The 16,325-nt window shown below is 44.8% G+C and carries 11 protein-coding genes; 4 read left to right on the forward strand and 7 right to left on the reverse strand.

Annotated features, from left to right (window positions below):
• Nucleotides 1-105: 105 nt before the first annotated feature.
• The 4 genes from crl to FKN16_RS16215 form a co-directional block, all read right to left on the reverse strand.
• Complete coding sequence (crl, locus tag FKN16_RS16200) at nt 106-495, reverse strand: sigma factor-binding protein Crl (RefSeq protein ID WP_005391414.1); 390 nt, start codon at nt 493-495, stop codon at nt 106-108.
• A gap of 115 nt (nt 496-610) precedes the next feature.
• Nucleotides 611-1,858: an esterase FrsA gene (gene frsA / locus FKN16_RS16205; protein ID WP_005391416.1), complete on the reverse strand. Its 1,248-nt coding sequence runs from the start codon at nt 1,856-1,858 to the stop codon at nt 611-613.
• A gap of 91 nt (nt 1,859-1,949) precedes the next feature.
• Nucleotides 1,950-2,414, reverse strand: coding sequence for an oxytetracycline resistance phosphoribosyltransferase domain-containing protein Tet(34) (gene tet(34), locus FKN16_RS16210; RefSeq protein ID WP_005391418.1), 465 nt, complete (start codon nt 2,412-2,414; stop codon nt 1,950-1,952).
• A gap of 265 nt (nt 2,415-2,679) precedes the next feature.
• Nucleotides 2,680-3,969, reverse strand: a complete 1,290-nt coding sequence (locus FKN16_RS16215; RefSeq protein ID WP_006741838.1) for an NCS2 family permease — start codon at nt 3,967-3,969, stop codon at nt 2,680-2,682.
• A gap of 1,024 nt (nt 3,970-4,993) precedes the next feature.
• Here FKN16_RS16215 and FKN16_RS16220 point away from each other — a divergent pair.
• Entirely contained in the window at nt 4,994-6,466 is a 1,473-nt protein-coding gene (locus tag FKN16_RS16220) for an aminoacyl-histidine dipeptidase (protein WP_170903089.1), read from the forward strand.
• A 62-nt stretch (nt 6,467-6,528) separates the two neighbouring features.
• Here FKN16_RS16220 and FKN16_RS16225 read toward each other — a convergent pair whose 3' ends face one another.
• On the reverse strand, nt 6,529-7,068 hold the full coding sequence (locus FKN16_RS16225; RefSeq protein ID WP_104971348.1) for a DUF3332 domain-containing protein: 540 nt from the start codon (nt 7,066-7,068) through the stop codon (nt 6,529-6,531).
• 329 nt (nt 7,069-7,397) lie between these two features.
• On the opposite strand from FKN16_RS16225, the gene FKN16_RS16230 reads away from it, so the two are divergent.
• From FKN16_RS16230 to FKN16_RS16240, 3 genes are all read left to right on the forward strand, one after another.
• Nucleotides 7,398-8,465, forward strand: coding sequence for a succinylglutamate desuccinylase/aspartoacylase family protein (locus FKN16_RS16230; protein ID WP_005391426.1), 1,068 nt, complete (start codon nt 7,398-7,400; stop codon nt 8,463-8,465).
• A gap of 264 nt (nt 8,466-8,729) precedes the next feature.
• Nucleotides 8,730-10,916 carry a TonB-dependent receptor gene (locus FKN16_RS16235; protein ID WP_170903090.1) on the forward strand — a complete coding sequence of 729 codons (2,187 nt, stop codon included), beginning with the start codon at nt 8,730-8,732 and terminating at the stop codon, nt 10,914-10,916.
• 118 nt (nt 10,917-11,034) lie between these two features.
• A complete protein-coding gene (locus tag FKN16_RS16240; protein ID WP_170903091.1) occupies nt 11,035-11,478 on the forward strand; it encodes a DNA-directed RNA polymerase subunit beta in 444 nt (147 codons plus the stop codon).
• A gap of 90 nt (nt 11,479-11,568) precedes the next feature.
• On the opposite strand, the gene FKN16_RS16245 is transcribed toward FKN16_RS16240, so the two are convergent.
• Together FKN16_RS16245 and purL are read right to left on the reverse strand one after the other, a co-directional pair.
• A complete protein-coding gene (locus tag FKN16_RS16245) occupies nt 11,569-11,877 on the reverse strand; it encodes a DUF3622 domain-containing protein (RefSeq protein ID WP_005391432.1) in 309 nt (102 codons plus the stop codon).
• A 295-nt stretch (nt 11,878-12,172) separates the two neighbouring features.
• Nucleotides 12,173-16,066 carry a phosphoribosylformylglycinamidine synthase gene (gene purL, locus FKN16_RS16250; RefSeq protein ID WP_170903092.1) on the reverse strand — a complete coding sequence of 1,298 codons (3,894 nt, stop codon included), beginning with the start codon at nt 16,064-16,066 and terminating at the stop codon, nt 12,173-12,175.
• Between the last annotated feature and the right edge of the window lie 259 nt (nt 16,067-16,325).

Consider the following 16,325-nt stretch of genomic DNA (forward strand, 5'->3'; position numbering starts at 1 on the left):
AAAAACAAATAAAGAGAGGATGTTTTAACAATCAAAGAGGGAATTAACAAGAGAAAAGGTGCGTTTTCGCACCTTTTTGTTTGGTATTAAATGAAAACAACCAAATTAAGCGAAATCGAAAGACTCCGTGTGATATTCGACTTCTAATTTGAAGTGTTCTTCTAAAGTATCAACCAGCTTTTGATGGAATGTGCTCTGCGTCAGATACACTTCCTCTACCGCTTTTTTAGGCAGGGCTTCAGATACCCATTGCCCTTCTTTGTTGTACTTGCCGATATGATATTTGGCAGTAAAGCCTCCTTCGATGGATTCCAAATCCATCCACCAGCCCCAAAATTCACGCTTTTCAGGCGATTTTTTGTCGTCTACACAAACAGATAGACAATCAAAATAATAGCGCCCTTCTTGCGATTGTGGTTCGCGCAGGTAAGGCCCTATCGCCTTCAACTTTGACATCAAGCGAAAGTGAGTCGGGCCCTGAGTCGTCTCTGACATATGAATCTCCGTTTTCATAGTTAAAAGTAAACACCCAAGAATGATTATTATTTTTAATTATCATGAGCTTATTTTTTGCTCAGATATATCACTCTTAACTAATTTAGGAGAATTGTCACCCTAATAATTCATCTTCTAGCCACTTTATAGCTAAATCGAGGGATTGCTCATATCCTTTTGTAATCGTTTTGGAACTGATTTTTTTCGCTCTGCCATACTGGCTAAACAGCGCGACGAGTTGGTTATCACTGTGTGGAGACACCGGATCGCCTTCAAGGCTCAAAGCTAAAATAGGTACTTTGGTTTTTCTACTGCTCAAGAAGCCCTGAACCTTCAATGACCAGGCCATCATCTGGCCCGCCATGCTATTAATATCAACCGCGCTTTTCCCTAAGCGAGAAGCCAACAGATCCAGATACATCTTCGGCATTTTTTGCAGCTTCTCAGGGGAAGTAAAAATATCATGTACGGGTGCGCCAAGGGCTACACAAGCTTTGATCTTCTCTTGCTCAACAAAAGAGAGTCGGATCATGGCATTACCACCAAAACGAAATCCAACTAACCCCACTTTGTGATGATCCACCCAAGGCAATGAATACAGCTCATTTAGTACCGCTTGGTGCAGACAGCTTGAGTTCTCAGTCAAAGGCCAGTGAGAACTGTGCCCTACCGAAGGCATGTCAACCGTCAACATCGCAATATCTCGTGGTGCAAGATGATTGCGGAACAAACGCCACATGTCGGTTTGTAACGTATCGAGACCAGCACTCACCATCACCACAGGCAGTTGTTTGTCGGTTCTTGGCAAATGAAGGTTCGCGATGATTTTGCGATTTTGGTAAGGCACTTCAATTTGCTTGATGGTGTACTTGGTCTTCTCTGCGCCGTCAGAGTACGCTTTGTTTGCCAGCACTTGAGCCTGCAAGGCCAAATTATCATTCTTCAGATGTGGGTAGCCTGCGATACTAAAACATAGAGATGCAGTGAAGAGTTCATCGGCGGCCTCCTCACCTTGCATTTCATTTGAACGCTTCTGATGCTCCATGCCGAGCTTAATCCACTCAAATGTCCAGTTGCCGTTGTGGTATCCCATTACGGTGTCTAACCAATCATCATTGGTTCGAGAGTGGGAAGAAGAAGCAATTTTAGAAAGCACACCTTCCATCTCTATCGGAGACAACCCTTGCCAAGCCCATTGCAAGCGGCGCAAATGACGATACCAAGCGCGATCTCCCTGCGCTTCTCGCTCATCAAGTATTTTTTGACTGGTCGGCATGTACTGGGTAAGCGCAGAGGTTTCTTTTGCTTGCTTATGTTTCACGAACAAAGTTTCGGAAAGATTTTTACTGACGTCTTCAGACATAGGAAGAACCTTAGGCTATTAGCATGAGTTGTTATGATAATAAAAAAAATGCCCCTATACAGGGGCATTTCTCAATATTCTTTAATAGCGTTTATTTTTGCTTGCGGTTAACAGGCTCAGCGTACTGGATTGACATATCCCAAGGTTGTTCAATCCAAGTGTCTTGCGCAATATCTACCACATAATCATCTAGCAACGCTTTGCCTGAAGGTTTCGCACACACAGCGATCATCTTCGCTTTTGGATACATCTCACGTAGTTTGCGCGCCGTATCACCACTGTCTACTAGGTCTTCAACGATTAGGTAACCTTCACCATCGCCTTCAGGTGCTTTTAGTACCGTCATATCGCGCTGATGATCATGGTCGTAGCTTGAAATACAGATTGTATCAACGTAACGAATACCCAGTTCACGAGCCAAGATAGCGCCAGGAACCAAACCACCGCGGCTTACCGCCCAAATCCCTTTCCATTGCTCAGCTGGCATTTGTTTTTCAGCCAGTTCACGGCAGTAAGTCTGCATTGCATCCCAAGTGATAATGAATTTTTTACTCATTGTAATAACCTAATAATTTGAAAATATGCATCCTCAAAATCTAGCGAACTCACTCAAAAGCGGAATGCTCACTGACCTCTCCAAAACGTATGGAGATGAGGATTTCAAGCTGCGCAAACGATTATTCTACCGAAACACACCGTTAATACCAACGGTGATATCAAAATTCTCTGCCTATTCCGCAGAAAAACCGTCTTAAGTGAACAACGTGAAAAAAAGAAAAAGCCAGCGTGAACAAATCCACACTGGCTTTTTGCTCGAGAAATTAACCGACGAGGTATTTGACGATGAAGATGGCAGACATCACCCACACACTCATCGACACTTCACGGCCCTTGCCGCTGAATAATTTGATCGCCGAGTACGCGATAAAGCCTAACGTAATACCCTCTGCAATCGAGAACGTTAATGGCATCACCAAACAAGTCACAACAACTGGTGATGCTTCCGTTAGGTCACGCCAATCAATGCTTACCAGCCCAGACAACATCAAAATCGCGACATAGAACAGAGCGCCCGATGTTGCATAAGCAGGGATCATTCCTGCTAGCGGTGAGAACAATAGAGCAAGTAGGAAGAGCACACCAACAACCACTGCTGTTAGACCAGTACGACCACCAGCCGCCACACCAGAAACACTCTCAATGTAAGATGTGGTGTTTGAGGTACCGAGTAATGCACCTACTGACGTTGCCGTTGAGTCTGCAAGTAACGCTTTGTTTAGACGCGGGATGTTGCCATTCTCATCCGTGAGGCCTGCTTTTTGAGAAACACCAACTAGCGTACCTGCGGTATCAAACAAATCGACAAATAGAAAAGCGAACACAACGGAAATCATGCCAACTTCAAACAAACCAGAGAAATCCAGTTGCATGAAAGTGGGTGCAATGCTTGGTGGCGTTGACATAATGCCGCTCCACTGCACATCACCAAATAGAAGGCCAAGCGCTGTAACACCAAGAATGGCGATCATCACCGCACCTTTCACACCACGGTGAACAAGCGCGATAGTAAGGAAGAAACCAATCGCAGCCAATACAGATGGCAATGATGTGATGTCTCCCATAGAAACTAATGTCGCAGGGTTATCAACGACGATGCCTGCATTTTTTAATGCGATAAATGCTAAGAAAAGACCGATACCGGCTGAAATACCAGTTCGAAGAGAATGCGGGATCGAGTTAATAATCCACTCACGGATCTTAAATATACTCAAAAGAATAAACAGCAGGCCTGAAACAAACACCGCCGCTAACGCAACTTGCCACGTATAGCCCATTCCCAACACAACAGAGTAAGTGAAAAATGCGTTCAGCCCCATTCCTGGTGCTTGTGCAATTGGGTAGTTAGCAACAAATCCCATGATGAAACAGCCGATAGCGGCCGCAAGACAAGTTGCAACAAAAATGGCACCACGGTCCATACCGGTATCCGACAGGATCGCTGGGTTTACAAAAATAATGTAAGCCATAGTTAGGAAGGTGGTAACACCTGCAATGATCTCAGTGCGCACATTTGTGCCATTATCACTGAGCTTAAAAAGCCTCTCGAGCATGATCGAATCCTGTAAAGGTAAAAAGTAAACGGTTGCGTAATCGATTGGCGGGAATTATAAAGTTATCAAATAGCAAATTCTAGATAGAATCTTCACTCTAATGCGATTTTTTTCTTTGGATATGAAACCCATTCGCTAATTCTTAAAAGCAAAACAGAAAATATATTCTTATAAAACAACAATTAATAATTATTGCTCAGAACCCAACAACAGAATAAAAACTGAACAATGTACTAAACTTTCAAATAGAAACTGGGCGTTTTAAGCGTCATATCTAGGTGGATTTGACGGGAAAGTCGATAAAACTGAAGAACGGAGAATAGAATCCAGCCTTGATGGCAGAAAATATGTCAGAAAGAGAAAGTGGAGATAAAAAAACGCCACCCAATTTGGGTGGCGGCGAATCATGTCAGCACTATCACTGAAAAAAAATTCCAATTTATAGGGGTGAACAAACTGTTCGAGTCACATGCGTTGACTTCACTTAGTAGCCAAAGCTTGTTGGGTATACAAAGTTGCCGGTGTAAACAGACTTGCTATTCCAGAACATTGTACTTGGTAAACCTTTCATAACTATCACCTTTTAAATCAATTAAACATTCGTTGATTTCTCGGTTCCTTGGAGGCGATAAAACGGACTCATCCTTTGAGCATTTCATTCTTCTCTCAGAAGCTGGTTACAAATATACCACCAAGAAATTTAATTACAAGTATTTTAGTGATTAAAATCACAAAAAATGTATAAATTGACCTTCATCAAAGTTTAAATGTAATTAAATTACAGTTTTATGAATTAAAAATAAAGCCACTTTCAGAATGTATGATAAAGAACACATAGTGCCTGTTATTGTGTTCACAAACTGTGACAGTTCTGAGAGAAATCCTTGTGCACGCGACTACTCGTACTCCTTATCTGGTGGTATGCTAAACGGCAATTTGAAGGCCAAATCGTCTAGCATTTAATGCTATCTCGACAATATTTTTACGTTATATATTTGGCAAAGCACATCAAAAGGAGTCCTCCGTGTCTGAGTTCCATTCTGAGATCAGTACCTTATCACCTGCTCCACTTTGGCAGTTTTTCGATAAGATTTGTTCTATCCCTCACCCATCTAAACATGAAGAAGCATTAGCACAGTACATTATCAACTGGGCAACAGAGCAAGGCTTTGACGTTCGCCGTGATCCAACCGGTAACGTGTTCATCAAAAAGCCCGCGACACCTGGAATGGAAAACAAGAAGGCTGTTGTACTTCAAGCACACATCGACATGGTGCCGCAGAAAAACGAAGACACCGAACACGACTTCACCAAAGATCCAATCCAACCTTACATCGATGGCGAATGGGTAACGGCGAAAGGCACGACGCTTGGTGCAGATAACGGGATTGGTATGGCTTCTTGCCTTGCTGTATTGGCATCTAAAGACATTAAGCACGGCCCAATCGAAGTTCTGCTTACGATTGATGAAGAAGCAGGCATGACTGGCGCATTTGGTCTTGAGGCTGGTTGGTTAGAAGGTGAGATCCTTCTCAACACAGACTCTGAACAAGAAGGCGAAGTCTACATGGGTTGTGCTGGTGGTGTTGATGGCACCATGACTTTCGGCATTTCTCGAGAAGCAACGCCTGCCGGTTTCGTAACACGCCAACTGACGCTGAAAGGCCTAAAAGGTGGTCACTCAGGTTGTGACATTCACACAGGTCGCGGTAATGCCAACAAATTACTTGGTCGTTTCCTCGCGGGTCATGCGCAAGAGCTTGATTTACGTTTGGTAGAATTCCGTGGTGGTAGTTTACGTAATGCAATCCCTCGCGAAGCGTTTGTCACTGTCGCTCTTCCTGCAGAAAACCAAGACAAGCTTGCTGAGCTGTTCAACCACTACACTGAGCTGCTGAAAACTGAACTGGGTAAAATCGAAACAGGTATCGTAACCTTTAATGAATTGCTCGCTACTGACGCGCAAGTATTTTCAATCGCCGATCAGCAACGCTTCATTGCCGCACTTAACGCATGCCCAAATGGCGTCATGCGCATGAGCGACGAAATTGAAGGTGTGGTCGAAACGTCACTGAACGTTGGCGTGATCACTACTGAAGAAAATAAAGTGACAGTTCTGTGTCTGATTCGCTCTTTGATTGACTCTGGCCGCAGCCAAGTTGAGAGTATGCTACGTTCAATTGCTGAATTAGCAGGCGCACAAATTCAGTTCTCAGGTGCTTACCCTGGCTGGAAGCCAGATGCAGATTCCGAGATCATGGCAATTTTCCGTGATATGTATGAAGGCATTTACGGTCATAAGCCGAACATCATGGTCATCCATGCTGGTCTTGAGTGTGGCCTATTTAAAGAACCATACCCACACATGGATATGGTTTCTTTCGGTCCAACAATAAAATTCCCTCACTCACCAGATGAGAAAGTGAAGATTGATACCGTTCAGCTGTACTGGGACCAAATGGTAGCGCTTCTAGAGGCAATTCCAGAGAAAGCGTAATTCAAGCACGAAAAACGACAAAGGGTGCTTTACGGCACCCTTTTTTGTTTGGCTGGACCAAATTACACGCGATTTTGCGTATAAGCGGCTAATTCATCCATTGAGGTTTGTGCAACGACCTCGCCATCAATGTAGTAAGTGACAAGCTCACCATCGCGCACACCCATGAGTGTCGCCTTCTCGCCGTTATTGTAAGTAATATCCATTTGAACAGTATTCTCATCGATTTGCTGCATTCGACCCTGCTCAATAACACGGTTATTCGCTAACGGTGCAATTGGCGCCGTCGTTAACGATTTATCTAACTGGTGATTGACATCGATATAAGTATCCATCTTTGTATCGAAGATATGTGGCTTACCATTTAAAGGGTTCTTACCCGTCCAAAACTCTAGAGAGTTAAACACGATGTAGTCCGCTGCGATTGCGACACCATAAACAGGTGCTAAAAGCATGTTTAGACCACCTCGAGCGTAACGGTTATCTACAGCTTTCAAGTTAAACCCCATGACATAACCTGTCACGGCATTACTGCCAACGCAACCTGAAAGTGAAACTGCTACAGCAGTCAATGCACCAATTTTAGCAATTGCCTTTTTCATCAAAACCTCTAGTTAGAAATGTTAGACCTCAAATTCGGCGCGGATATTATCGGATAAAAAGTAGGGTTAAAAGTCCGTTTTTTTGTCCCTCATTATCAGTATTATTTTTAATACAGTCACATTTTTTAAGCCTATGATTGCTCTTCCTTCTGTACCTCTCGTTATGTATTAAACTGATAGAAAAGATCATATTGAAAACAAAAACTTCACACATGTTGAGATTTCGCGCATGACGATTAAAGTAATTTGTCGTGTCCTTAATGAGAATGATTAGTGCGATTTTGCAGCAATTGTTACATTGCTGATAACGCATTTGACAGAGATGGTTTATGGCCAGAAGTAAAAAAAGCAAAGTGTTTGAGCTCTTAGGGCATCAAATACAACCAGGACAACGATTAGAGATCGAATTTGAAGCAGCGAAGCTATACACACATTCGCCTTTATCTATTCCTGTGGAAATCATCCATGGGAAACAAGAAGGGCCTGTGTTAATGGTCAATGCTGCTATCCATGGTGATGAGCTTAATGGCGTAGAAATCGTTCGTCAGATCATTAACCAACTGGATCCACAAAAACTGAAAGGCACTGTCATTGCAGTACCTATCGTTAACGTTTTTGGTTTCATCCATAAATCACGGTACTTGCCCGATCGACGAGATCTCAACCGTTGTTTTCCTGGCAGTGAAAAAGGCGCGCTTGCATCTCGAATGGCACACGGCTTCTTTAACAACATAGCCAAACGTTGTGACTACATTTTGGATCTGCACACTGGGGCCATTCACCGCACGAACTTGCCACAGATTCGCGCAAACTTAAGCAACCCAGAAACTCTGCGTATTGCTCAGGCGTTTGCGACGCCAGTGATTGTTGATTCAGCATTGCGTGATGGCTCTTTACGCAGTGAAGCAGAAAAATGTGATATCCCCGTGCTCACCTACGAGGCTGGCGAAGCATTGCGTTTTGATCCACTGTCAATCAGCGCTGGTGTACTCGGGGTTCGGCGTGTAATGCAAGCCATTGGCATGCTGCGCGCTAGCCGAAAAAAGCTGCCTGAGCCTATCATAGCGAAGTCCACCAGCTGGGTTCGTGCGTCAGGTAACGGTATTTTGCGTACTGTCGTTAATCTGGGAGACAAAGTGGAACAGGGTGAAACTCTCGCCTATATCAGCTCTCCTCTTGGACATGATGAGGTAGAGCTCAAAGCGCCAAAGCGTGGCTTGGTGATCGGTCAACAAACTTTGCCACTGGTTAATGAAGGCGATGCGATCTTCCACCTTGCTTACTTCAACCAAGGTGATGATTCGGTAGAACAAGCCGTTGAAAGTTACATTGAAGGACTAACCGAGTTCGATGTCGAGCCACTGACTACCGGACAGATCCCGTTAGAAACTCAGTAATTCCTACCAAGAGTGCACTTCATTAGCTCAACAGGAGTAATAGTGAGCGCGTCCTCTTGTTTAAAAGCCAATGAGCTCAGCGTCCATGATGCTGGGCTTTTTGTTTTCTGTAAGCTATAGATACTCATCGTAGTTTCCACGAATGGATAAAAAACTTTACAAGCCATCGCAAAAACACATTTGATAATTAATCTCATTATCATTTATTAATCGTAATAATGTTCTTATAATCCGAGCTTCATAAAAACACTATAAATCATCAATATGAAACGATTAAAAAGTCATCCATTCAAAGTAAATCTCATTTCACTGACTTTGCTCTTCCCTCTTTATTCATATGCCGAGACAACTCCAAGTGAAGAGCTTGAAGTCATCGGTGTGCGTTATGCCAAACCCATCACCGTTGCTGAGCCTGCGCAAACCACCATTGATTGGTCAGAGATTGAAGAGCAACAGTACTCTAATTTTGCCTCAATGATCGATGCCGTTCCCGGTGCATCAATAGATGGTGGCGGTCGTTCTGGTGGCGAACGTATTAACATTCGTGGTTTTGATGATCCAAGCGATATCGCCGTATTTGTCGATGGCGCTCCAATTGGCTTTCAACAATACCGCTACGGAACTTTCTTTTTTGATCCGTTCTTGATTGGTGAAGCAGAAATTATCAAGGGCGCGCACGACTATCGAGCACTCAACGGAAAGTTTGGTGGCTCCATTCGCATTAAAACCAAAAGTGTCGATGATCTCCTTTACGGCGACAGAAACTTTGGTGCTCGCATCTCAAGTGCATACAACACCAACGGCAATGAGAATGCCTACACGCTAACACTCTATGGTAAAAACGATACTGGTTTTTATTTTCTAGCGAATGGCTCGGTAAAAGATTCTGATGACATTAAAGTCGGTGGTGGTGAAACGCTGGATTACTCAGGTTATGAGCAAGAAAACATGCTCGTAAAAGTCGGTTATGAAAACAACGATCACGAGTTTGAAATTAGCCACACTCGCTACAAAGATGAAGGTCGTAAACCTTGGGCTAACCGCCGCGGAAAAATGCCTAACATCACTGAGTACAACATCAAGAAATACGGATCATTAGAAAAAGCCAAATACGCATACACCGTCGATAATAAATACACGGATAACACCACGACCATCTCTTACCACTACATGCCGACTAACCCGTATATTGATTTCAATATCAAAATGGCACGTTCTGAAAACGATCGTCACTGGGTTCGCCCTGACGTGGCATTCGAGAAAATGTTCGTTTCTGTTGGCAGTTACGGTCACGAGTCTTGGTTAAGTTACGAGCGTGACTATGCTGATGTGTTTAACCAAGCGCAGTTCGGAGACCACACTCTAGTGACAGGGCTTCAATATCAAAAAACCGATAGAGACTCATTAGTATTCAACGCATCATACGACAGTAATGAAGCCAAAAACTACGGTTGGTATACCCCTTACTACGAACCATCTGGCACTCAGTCAATTTATGCGGCTTACATTGCTGATCACTATCAAGCAACAGACCGTCTAACCATCACACCTTCTCTGCGTTACGAATACATCAAGAGTGAAGGAAAAGGGAACGCCGCGCCGGATTATAATGATCCAGCCGCCGGACATGACTACGGTGAAACGACGCATAAAGGCTTTAGCCCACGTTTGGATATCGACTTTAATGCGACCAATAATACGCGTTTAAACGCCTCCTACGCCTACGCTTTAAAAGCACCAACCGTTGATAACATCTACTCAGTGCAATATGCACGAGCTACCGCTACGGCTACTGCTTTGAATCTGGATGTGTCTCGTATCCATGCTTATCAAGCAAGCGTTATCAACTTAACGGAAGGGCTGGTGAATACTCGCGATAACCTCGCAACAGAGTTAACTTTATTCTATAACGATGTTAGCGACACGGTTGATATACGAACGGGCGAAAACCTCGACACAAATACTACTGAGTTACAAAGCTGGAATACAAACCTAGATGGCTTTAAAAACTACGGCTTTGAGCTAATTTCACAATACCGGATTGAAGATTTCTACAGTAATTTCTCAGCAAGTTACATTCGCGGCAAAAACAACGGCAGTCTATCTGACTCCACAGGTTCAGATGATGATCACCCTGATGTGCCACCATTAAATATCAACTTAGGTTTAGGTTACGAATGGATTCCAGGTTTACGCACTGGCTGGGAAGTCCGTTGGTATGATGCGCAAACCAAAACCAAGGCAAGCGGTAACAATTTAAAAGTGAAATCGCCAAGTGAGCAATACACGCTACAAAACGCTTACGTGGTTTGGGAAATACAACAAGTCGAAGGCTTGAGTGTTGGCGCGGTTGTGAAAAACTTAACCGATCGTTACTACGAAGCATACCTATCTAATGGCGTGCCTTCGCCTGGTCGCGAAGTCAAACTGCACCTCACTTATCAATACTAACCATACCTAAAAGATGCAGGGCAGACATTAACTGCCCTGCTGTTTTTTAACGAACAACCATAATTGCACACCGTTTTATTTATCAGTACTATCATTTCTTTTTGCTTGCATACACACTATGAACAACTTAAAAACACTGTTTCTTCTTGCTTGCTTCGTTCTAGCAAGTCAAAGCCTGGCACAGCCTTCTGAGAGCATTGCTGACTACTTACAAGAGCAGAGTCAGCACCAAGTTATTGAGGATCATTACGCACAACCAACAACAAATAATCTGAATCTAGACGCCAAAGCAAACGCGTTAACTTGGCACGAAGATGGCAAGCCGGATCACTGTCGTTACGCCAAGCAGCCCAAGGACGTCGCAACACATTTCGACTACGGTGAAGCAAACGATCTATCTGACGGATTGCAACACTTTGATTTACCAGAGAGGCACTCGGCAAAGGGCAAGTCAACACATCGCACTTATGCTAATAACCCTCACCTTCTTCCTGGCAATAAACAATTTGCAGCCCCTGAAGACGGTACGTTTAGTCTGTCAGTATCTTCGGATTGTTTTTAAGTCGATACAATAAAAAATGCCCTGAGACAAAACTCAGGGCATTTTCACTTTTTGTTTGATGGGTGACGTCACCATCTCACCGACTTGAATCTATTCTTCGTCAGCGTCTACTTCAGCGTCACGTGCTTTGCGGGCTTCTTCTTTACGAACTTTTGCCGCTAGTTGTTCTGCTTCACGCTCTTGACGTTGCGCTGCTTTACGCTCGTTACGAACCACTTGGTTTTGGATAAAACCAGCCAGTTCTTGTTCAGCCCAAGCTTGTGCTTTCTCTTCGCTGTCAAAGCCAGTTTCACGCTTTGATACTACAGTCTTACGAGATGTCACTTGGCGAGTGATTTCTGCGCTCCAGCCGTTACGTTTTTCAGTGACGCGGATAGCAAATTTTGGATTCTTAGACATTTCTTTCATTTCCTAAGGGATTTAGGGATCAATCAGGGATTCGGTCAACTTGATAACTCCATCTAAGCTGAGCTGTTTAACACCATCCCTTGGTAAGCGCGGTATTAGAGCATAAAAGTAATCTAAACGCTGCAAGTTTTTTATGCGAGATAATAGATGACAAAGAAGAGACAGAACAAAGCAACGTTTCGCCTAGTCACGAGAAAGAGCGACGAAGAAAAAAGAGTGATAAGAAAAAAGAAAGCGCTGGTCTCTCAACCAACGCTTTACTTAAGCTAGATTAACCTTTGGTTAATTAACCGATATTCTTACGTGCATTTTGGAACATACGCATCCAAGCACCATTTTCACCCCAACCTTCCGGAGCCCAAGAGTTTGCAACTGTGCGGAATACGCGCTCTGGGTGAGGCATCATGATTGTCACGCGACCGTCTGCTGTTGTTAAGCCAGTAATCGCGTTTGGCGAACCGTTCGGGTTGTTCGGATATTGTTGCGTCGGGTTACCGAGGTTATCCACGTAACGAACCGCAACCGTACCTGATGCTTCAATCGCTGCTAGGTGCTCAGCATCACGTACTTCTACACGCCCTTCTCCGTGGGAAACCGCGATTGGCATGCGCGAACCTGCCATACCGTCGAAGAATACAGAATCAGATTTCTGAACTTCAACTAGGCTAAAGCGCGCTTCAAAACGCTCAGATTCGTTACGAACAAAACGTGGCCACAAGTCTGCACCCGGGATAAGTTCTTTCAGGTTAGAAAGCATCTGACAACCGTTACATACACCTAAAGAGAACGTCTCTTTACGGTTGAAGAACGCTTGGAACTGTTCACGGGCTTGTGCGTTAAACAGGATAGACTTAGCCCAACCCTCACCCGCACCTAGTACGTCGCCATAAGAGAAGCCACCACAAGCTACTAGGCCATGGTATTCATCCAGTACCGCTTGACCCGTTAGGATATCGCTCATATGAATGTCGGTTGCTTCAAAACCTGCGCGATCAAACGCTGCTGCCATTTCAACGTGGGAGTTAACACCCTGCTCACGTAGAATCGCCATCTTAGGTTTAGCACCTTTCGCAATGTACGGTGCTGCAACGTCTTCATTGACGTCGAAGCTGAGCTTAACGTTTAGACCCGGGTCAGAGTTGTCTTTCTTAGCTTCGTGCTCTTGGTCAGCACACGCTGGGTTATCACGTAGCGCCTGCATCTTATGCGTTGTTTCAGCCCAGATAACACGTAGTTCGGTACGTGAACGTTCAAGCACAACTGCATCACCAGAAGTGATAATAAAGTCGTCTGAAGCGTTAACTGAACCAATCACATGTGAACATGCCTCTAAGCCGTTTGCCGCCAGAGTAGATAGAACTGAATCCAGATCATCATTCTTAACTTGAACAACCGCACCTAGCTCTTCGTTAAATAGAACGGCTAGCGCATCGTCACCCAGCTCTGCGATGTTCGCTTTTACGCCACAGTGACCCGCGAATGCCATCTCAGCAAGCGTTACAAATAGACCACCATCACCTTTATCGTGGTAAGCCACCAGCTTGTCATCACGTACTAACGCTTGCATTGCATCAAAGAAGCCTTTTAGCTGCTCTGCGTTATCTACGTCAGCAGGTTTGTCACCCAACTGTTTGTATACCTGTGCCAATGCTGTCGCACCTAAGCGGTTTTTGCCGTTACCCAAGTCAACAAGAACTAGAGAAGTATCTCCTTTGTCAGTGCGTAATTGTGGAGTCACGGTCTTACGTACGTCTTCCACACGACCAAATGCCGTGATAACTAGCGACAGTGGAGAAGTGACTTCTTTACTCTCGCCGTTCTCTTCCCACTTGGTTTTCATCGACATGGAGTCTTTACCAACTGGGATCGTCAAACCTAATGCAGGACAGAGCTCTTCACCCACCGCTTTGACTGCTTCATAAAGACCTGCATCTTCACCTGGGTGACCCGCTGGCGACATCCAGTTCGCAGACAGTTTAATGTGTTTAATATCACCGATGTCTGTTGCCGCAATGTTCGTTAGTGACTCACCAACCGCTAGGCGAGCCGATGCACCAAAGTCTAGTAATGCCACTGGCGTGCGCTCACCCATCGACATTGCTTCGCCGTGGTAAGTGTCATAGCTTGCCGCTGTTACTGCACAGTTTGCTACTGGTACCTGCCAAGGGCCAACCATTTGATCACGAGCAACCAGACCCGTTACTGTTCGGTCACCGATAGTAATTAGGAATGTTTTTTCTGCAACCGCTGGAAGACGAAGTACGCGATCCACCGCTTCATTAAGCTCAATACCATCACGAACAATGGCAGGGCTTTCCACTTTTAGTGTGATTGCGTCACGGTGCATCTTCGGTGGCTTACCAAGTAGGATATCCATTGGCATATCGATTGGCGTATTGTCGAAGTGAGAATCTTCTAGCGTTAGATGACGCTCTTCTGTCGCCACACCCACCACTGCATATGGTGCGCGTTCACGCTTACAGATTGCATCGAATGCTTCCATGTTTTCTGGCGCTACCGCAAGAACGTAACGTTCCTGTGATTCATTACACCAAATTTCTAGCGGACTCATGCCCGGCTCATCGTTTGGTACATCACGTAACTGGAACTTACCGCCACGCTCACCGTCGTCGACAAGTTCAGGCAATGCGTTAGAGATACCGCCCGCACCCACATCGTGGATAAATGCGATTGGGTTGTCGTCGCCTAGCTGCCAACAACGGTCGATCACTTCCTGACAGCGACGCTCCATCTCTGGGTTTTCACGCTGTACTGAAGCAAAGTCCAGATCTTCTGCTGACTGACCAGACGCCATTGAAGACGCCGCGCCACCACCAAGACCGATGTTCATTGCCGGACCACCAAGTACGATTAAGCTCGCCCCCACTGGAATTTCTTTCTTCTGCACGTGTTCGTCACGAATGTTACCCATACCACCAGCAATCATGATTGGTTTGTGGTAACCACGGATTTCTTCACCCGCGTGAGAGGTCACTTTTTCTTCGTAAGTACGGAAGTAACCCAATAGATTTGGACGACCAAATTCGTTGTTGAATGCCGCGCCGCCTAGAGGACCTTCAAGCATGATGTCTAGCGCGTTAACAATACGACCTGGCTTGCCAAAGTCGGTTTCCCATGGCTGTTCAAAACCAGGAATACGTAAGTTAGAGGTTGTAAAACCAACCAGACCCGCTTTTGGCTTACCGCCGATACCCGTCGCGCCTTCGTCACGGATCTCACCGCCTGAACCAGTCGATGCGCCCGGCCATGGAGAGATTGCCGTTGGGTGGTTGTGCGTCTCTACCTTCATCAAGATGTGTGCATCTTCATGGTGGTAAGTGTATTGACGAGATTTAGGGTCTGGGAAGAAACGACCCGCTTTAGAGCCCGTCATAACGGCCGCGTTGTCTTTGTATGCAGACAGCACATAGTCAGGTGTCGTTTCGAACGTGTTTTTGATCATTTTGAACAGAGACTTAGGTTGATCTACCCCGTCGATAGTCCAATCTGCGTTAAAAATTTTGTGGCGACAGTGCTCTGAGTTCGCCTGAGCAAACATCATCAGTTCAATGTCGTTTGGGTTACGCCCAAGCTTAGTAAAGTTCTCTACCAAGTAATCAATTTCATCTTCTGCGAGTGCCAAGCCTAGGGAAACGTTTGCTTCTTCAAGCGCAAGACGACCGCCCGCTAAGATATCAACATGCGCCACTGGCTTAGGCTCTGCGACTGTAAACAGCGCTGACGCAGCTTCAAATTCTGTAAATACCGTTTCCATCATGCGGTCATGAATTAACGCTTTGACAGCGCCAACTTGAGCTTCTGATAGAACAACTGAAGATTCGACATAATAAGCCGTACTGCGCTCTAGACGTTTCACTTTATCCAGGCCACAGTTAACAGCGATATCGGTAGATTTAGAAGACCAAGGCGAGATAGTGCCTGGACGAGGCGTAACAAGAAGTAGAAGACCTTCTGGCTCATGCTCTTCGATGGTTGGGCCGTAAGTTAGTAACTTTTCAAGTTTTTCTAACTCTTGGTCATCAAGGTCAGACTTTAGATCGGCAAAGTGCATAAACTCGGCATAAATGCCAGTTACAGGCAGATCTTGTTCACGACAAAGTTCCAGTAGTTTATTAACACGAAACTCAGAAAGAGCTGGGGAGCCACGCAAAATTCTCATGTGCTTAGGTCTCTTATGCAATTGATTAAGGTGATATTGGAATAAATTCAGACACTTAAAATAAGCACTGTCGAACCTATGCCGATTCCACCTCGTCATTGCGAGCGCATTATATAGCAATTGTTTTTGTGATGTAACACCAAAAGCAACCGTTTGCGTCATTTTTTTGTCAAATTTGAATTACGACTAAAATGTCGATAAAACACACAATGTCACGCTATAAGTGTGTGATTCACTTTGCCCCATGAGCTCGCTTTGA

This window comes from Vibrio sp. 11-4(1) (assembly GCF_013048625.1).
GTDB classification, from domain to species: Bacteria; Pseudomonadota; Gammaproteobacteria; order Enterobacterales; family Vibrionaceae; genus Vibrio; species Vibrio diabolicus.

Coding starts and splice junctions, on each gene's coding strand:
- crl (WP_005391414.1), bottom strand. CDS start 495: ATGTCAGAGACGACTCAGGGCCCGACTCACTTTCGCTTGATGTCAAAG.
- frsA (WP_005391416.1), bottom strand. CDS start 1,858: ATGTCTGAAGACGTCAGTAAAAATCTTTCCGAAACTTTGTTCGTGAAA.
- FKN16_RS16215 (WP_006741838.1), bottom strand. CDS start 3,969: ATGCTCGAGAGGCTTTTTAAGCTCAGTGATAATGGCACAAATGTGCGC.
- FKN16_RS16225 (WP_104971348.1), bottom strand. CDS start 7,068: ATGAAAAAGGCAATTGCTAAAATTGGTGCATTGACTGCTGTAGCAGTT.
- FKN16_RS16230 (WP_005391426.1), top strand. CDS start 7,398: ATGGCCAGAAGTAAAAAAAGCAAAGTGTTTGAGCTCTTAGGGCATCAA.
- FKN16_RS16235 (WP_170903090.1), top strand. CDS start 8,730: ATGAAACGATTAAAAAGTCATCCATTCAAAGTAAATCTCATTTCACTG.
- FKN16_RS16240 (WP_170903091.1), top strand. CDS start 11,035: ATGAACAACTTAAAAACACTGTTTCTTCTTGCTTGCTTCGTTCTAGCA.
- FKN16_RS16245 (WP_005391432.1), bottom strand. CDS start 11,877: ATGTCTAAGAATCCAAAATTTGCTATCCGCGTCACTGAAAAACGTAAC.
- purL (WP_170903092.1), bottom strand. CDS start 16,066: ATGAGAATTTTGCGTGGCTCCCCAGCTCTTTCTGAGTTTCGTGTTAAT.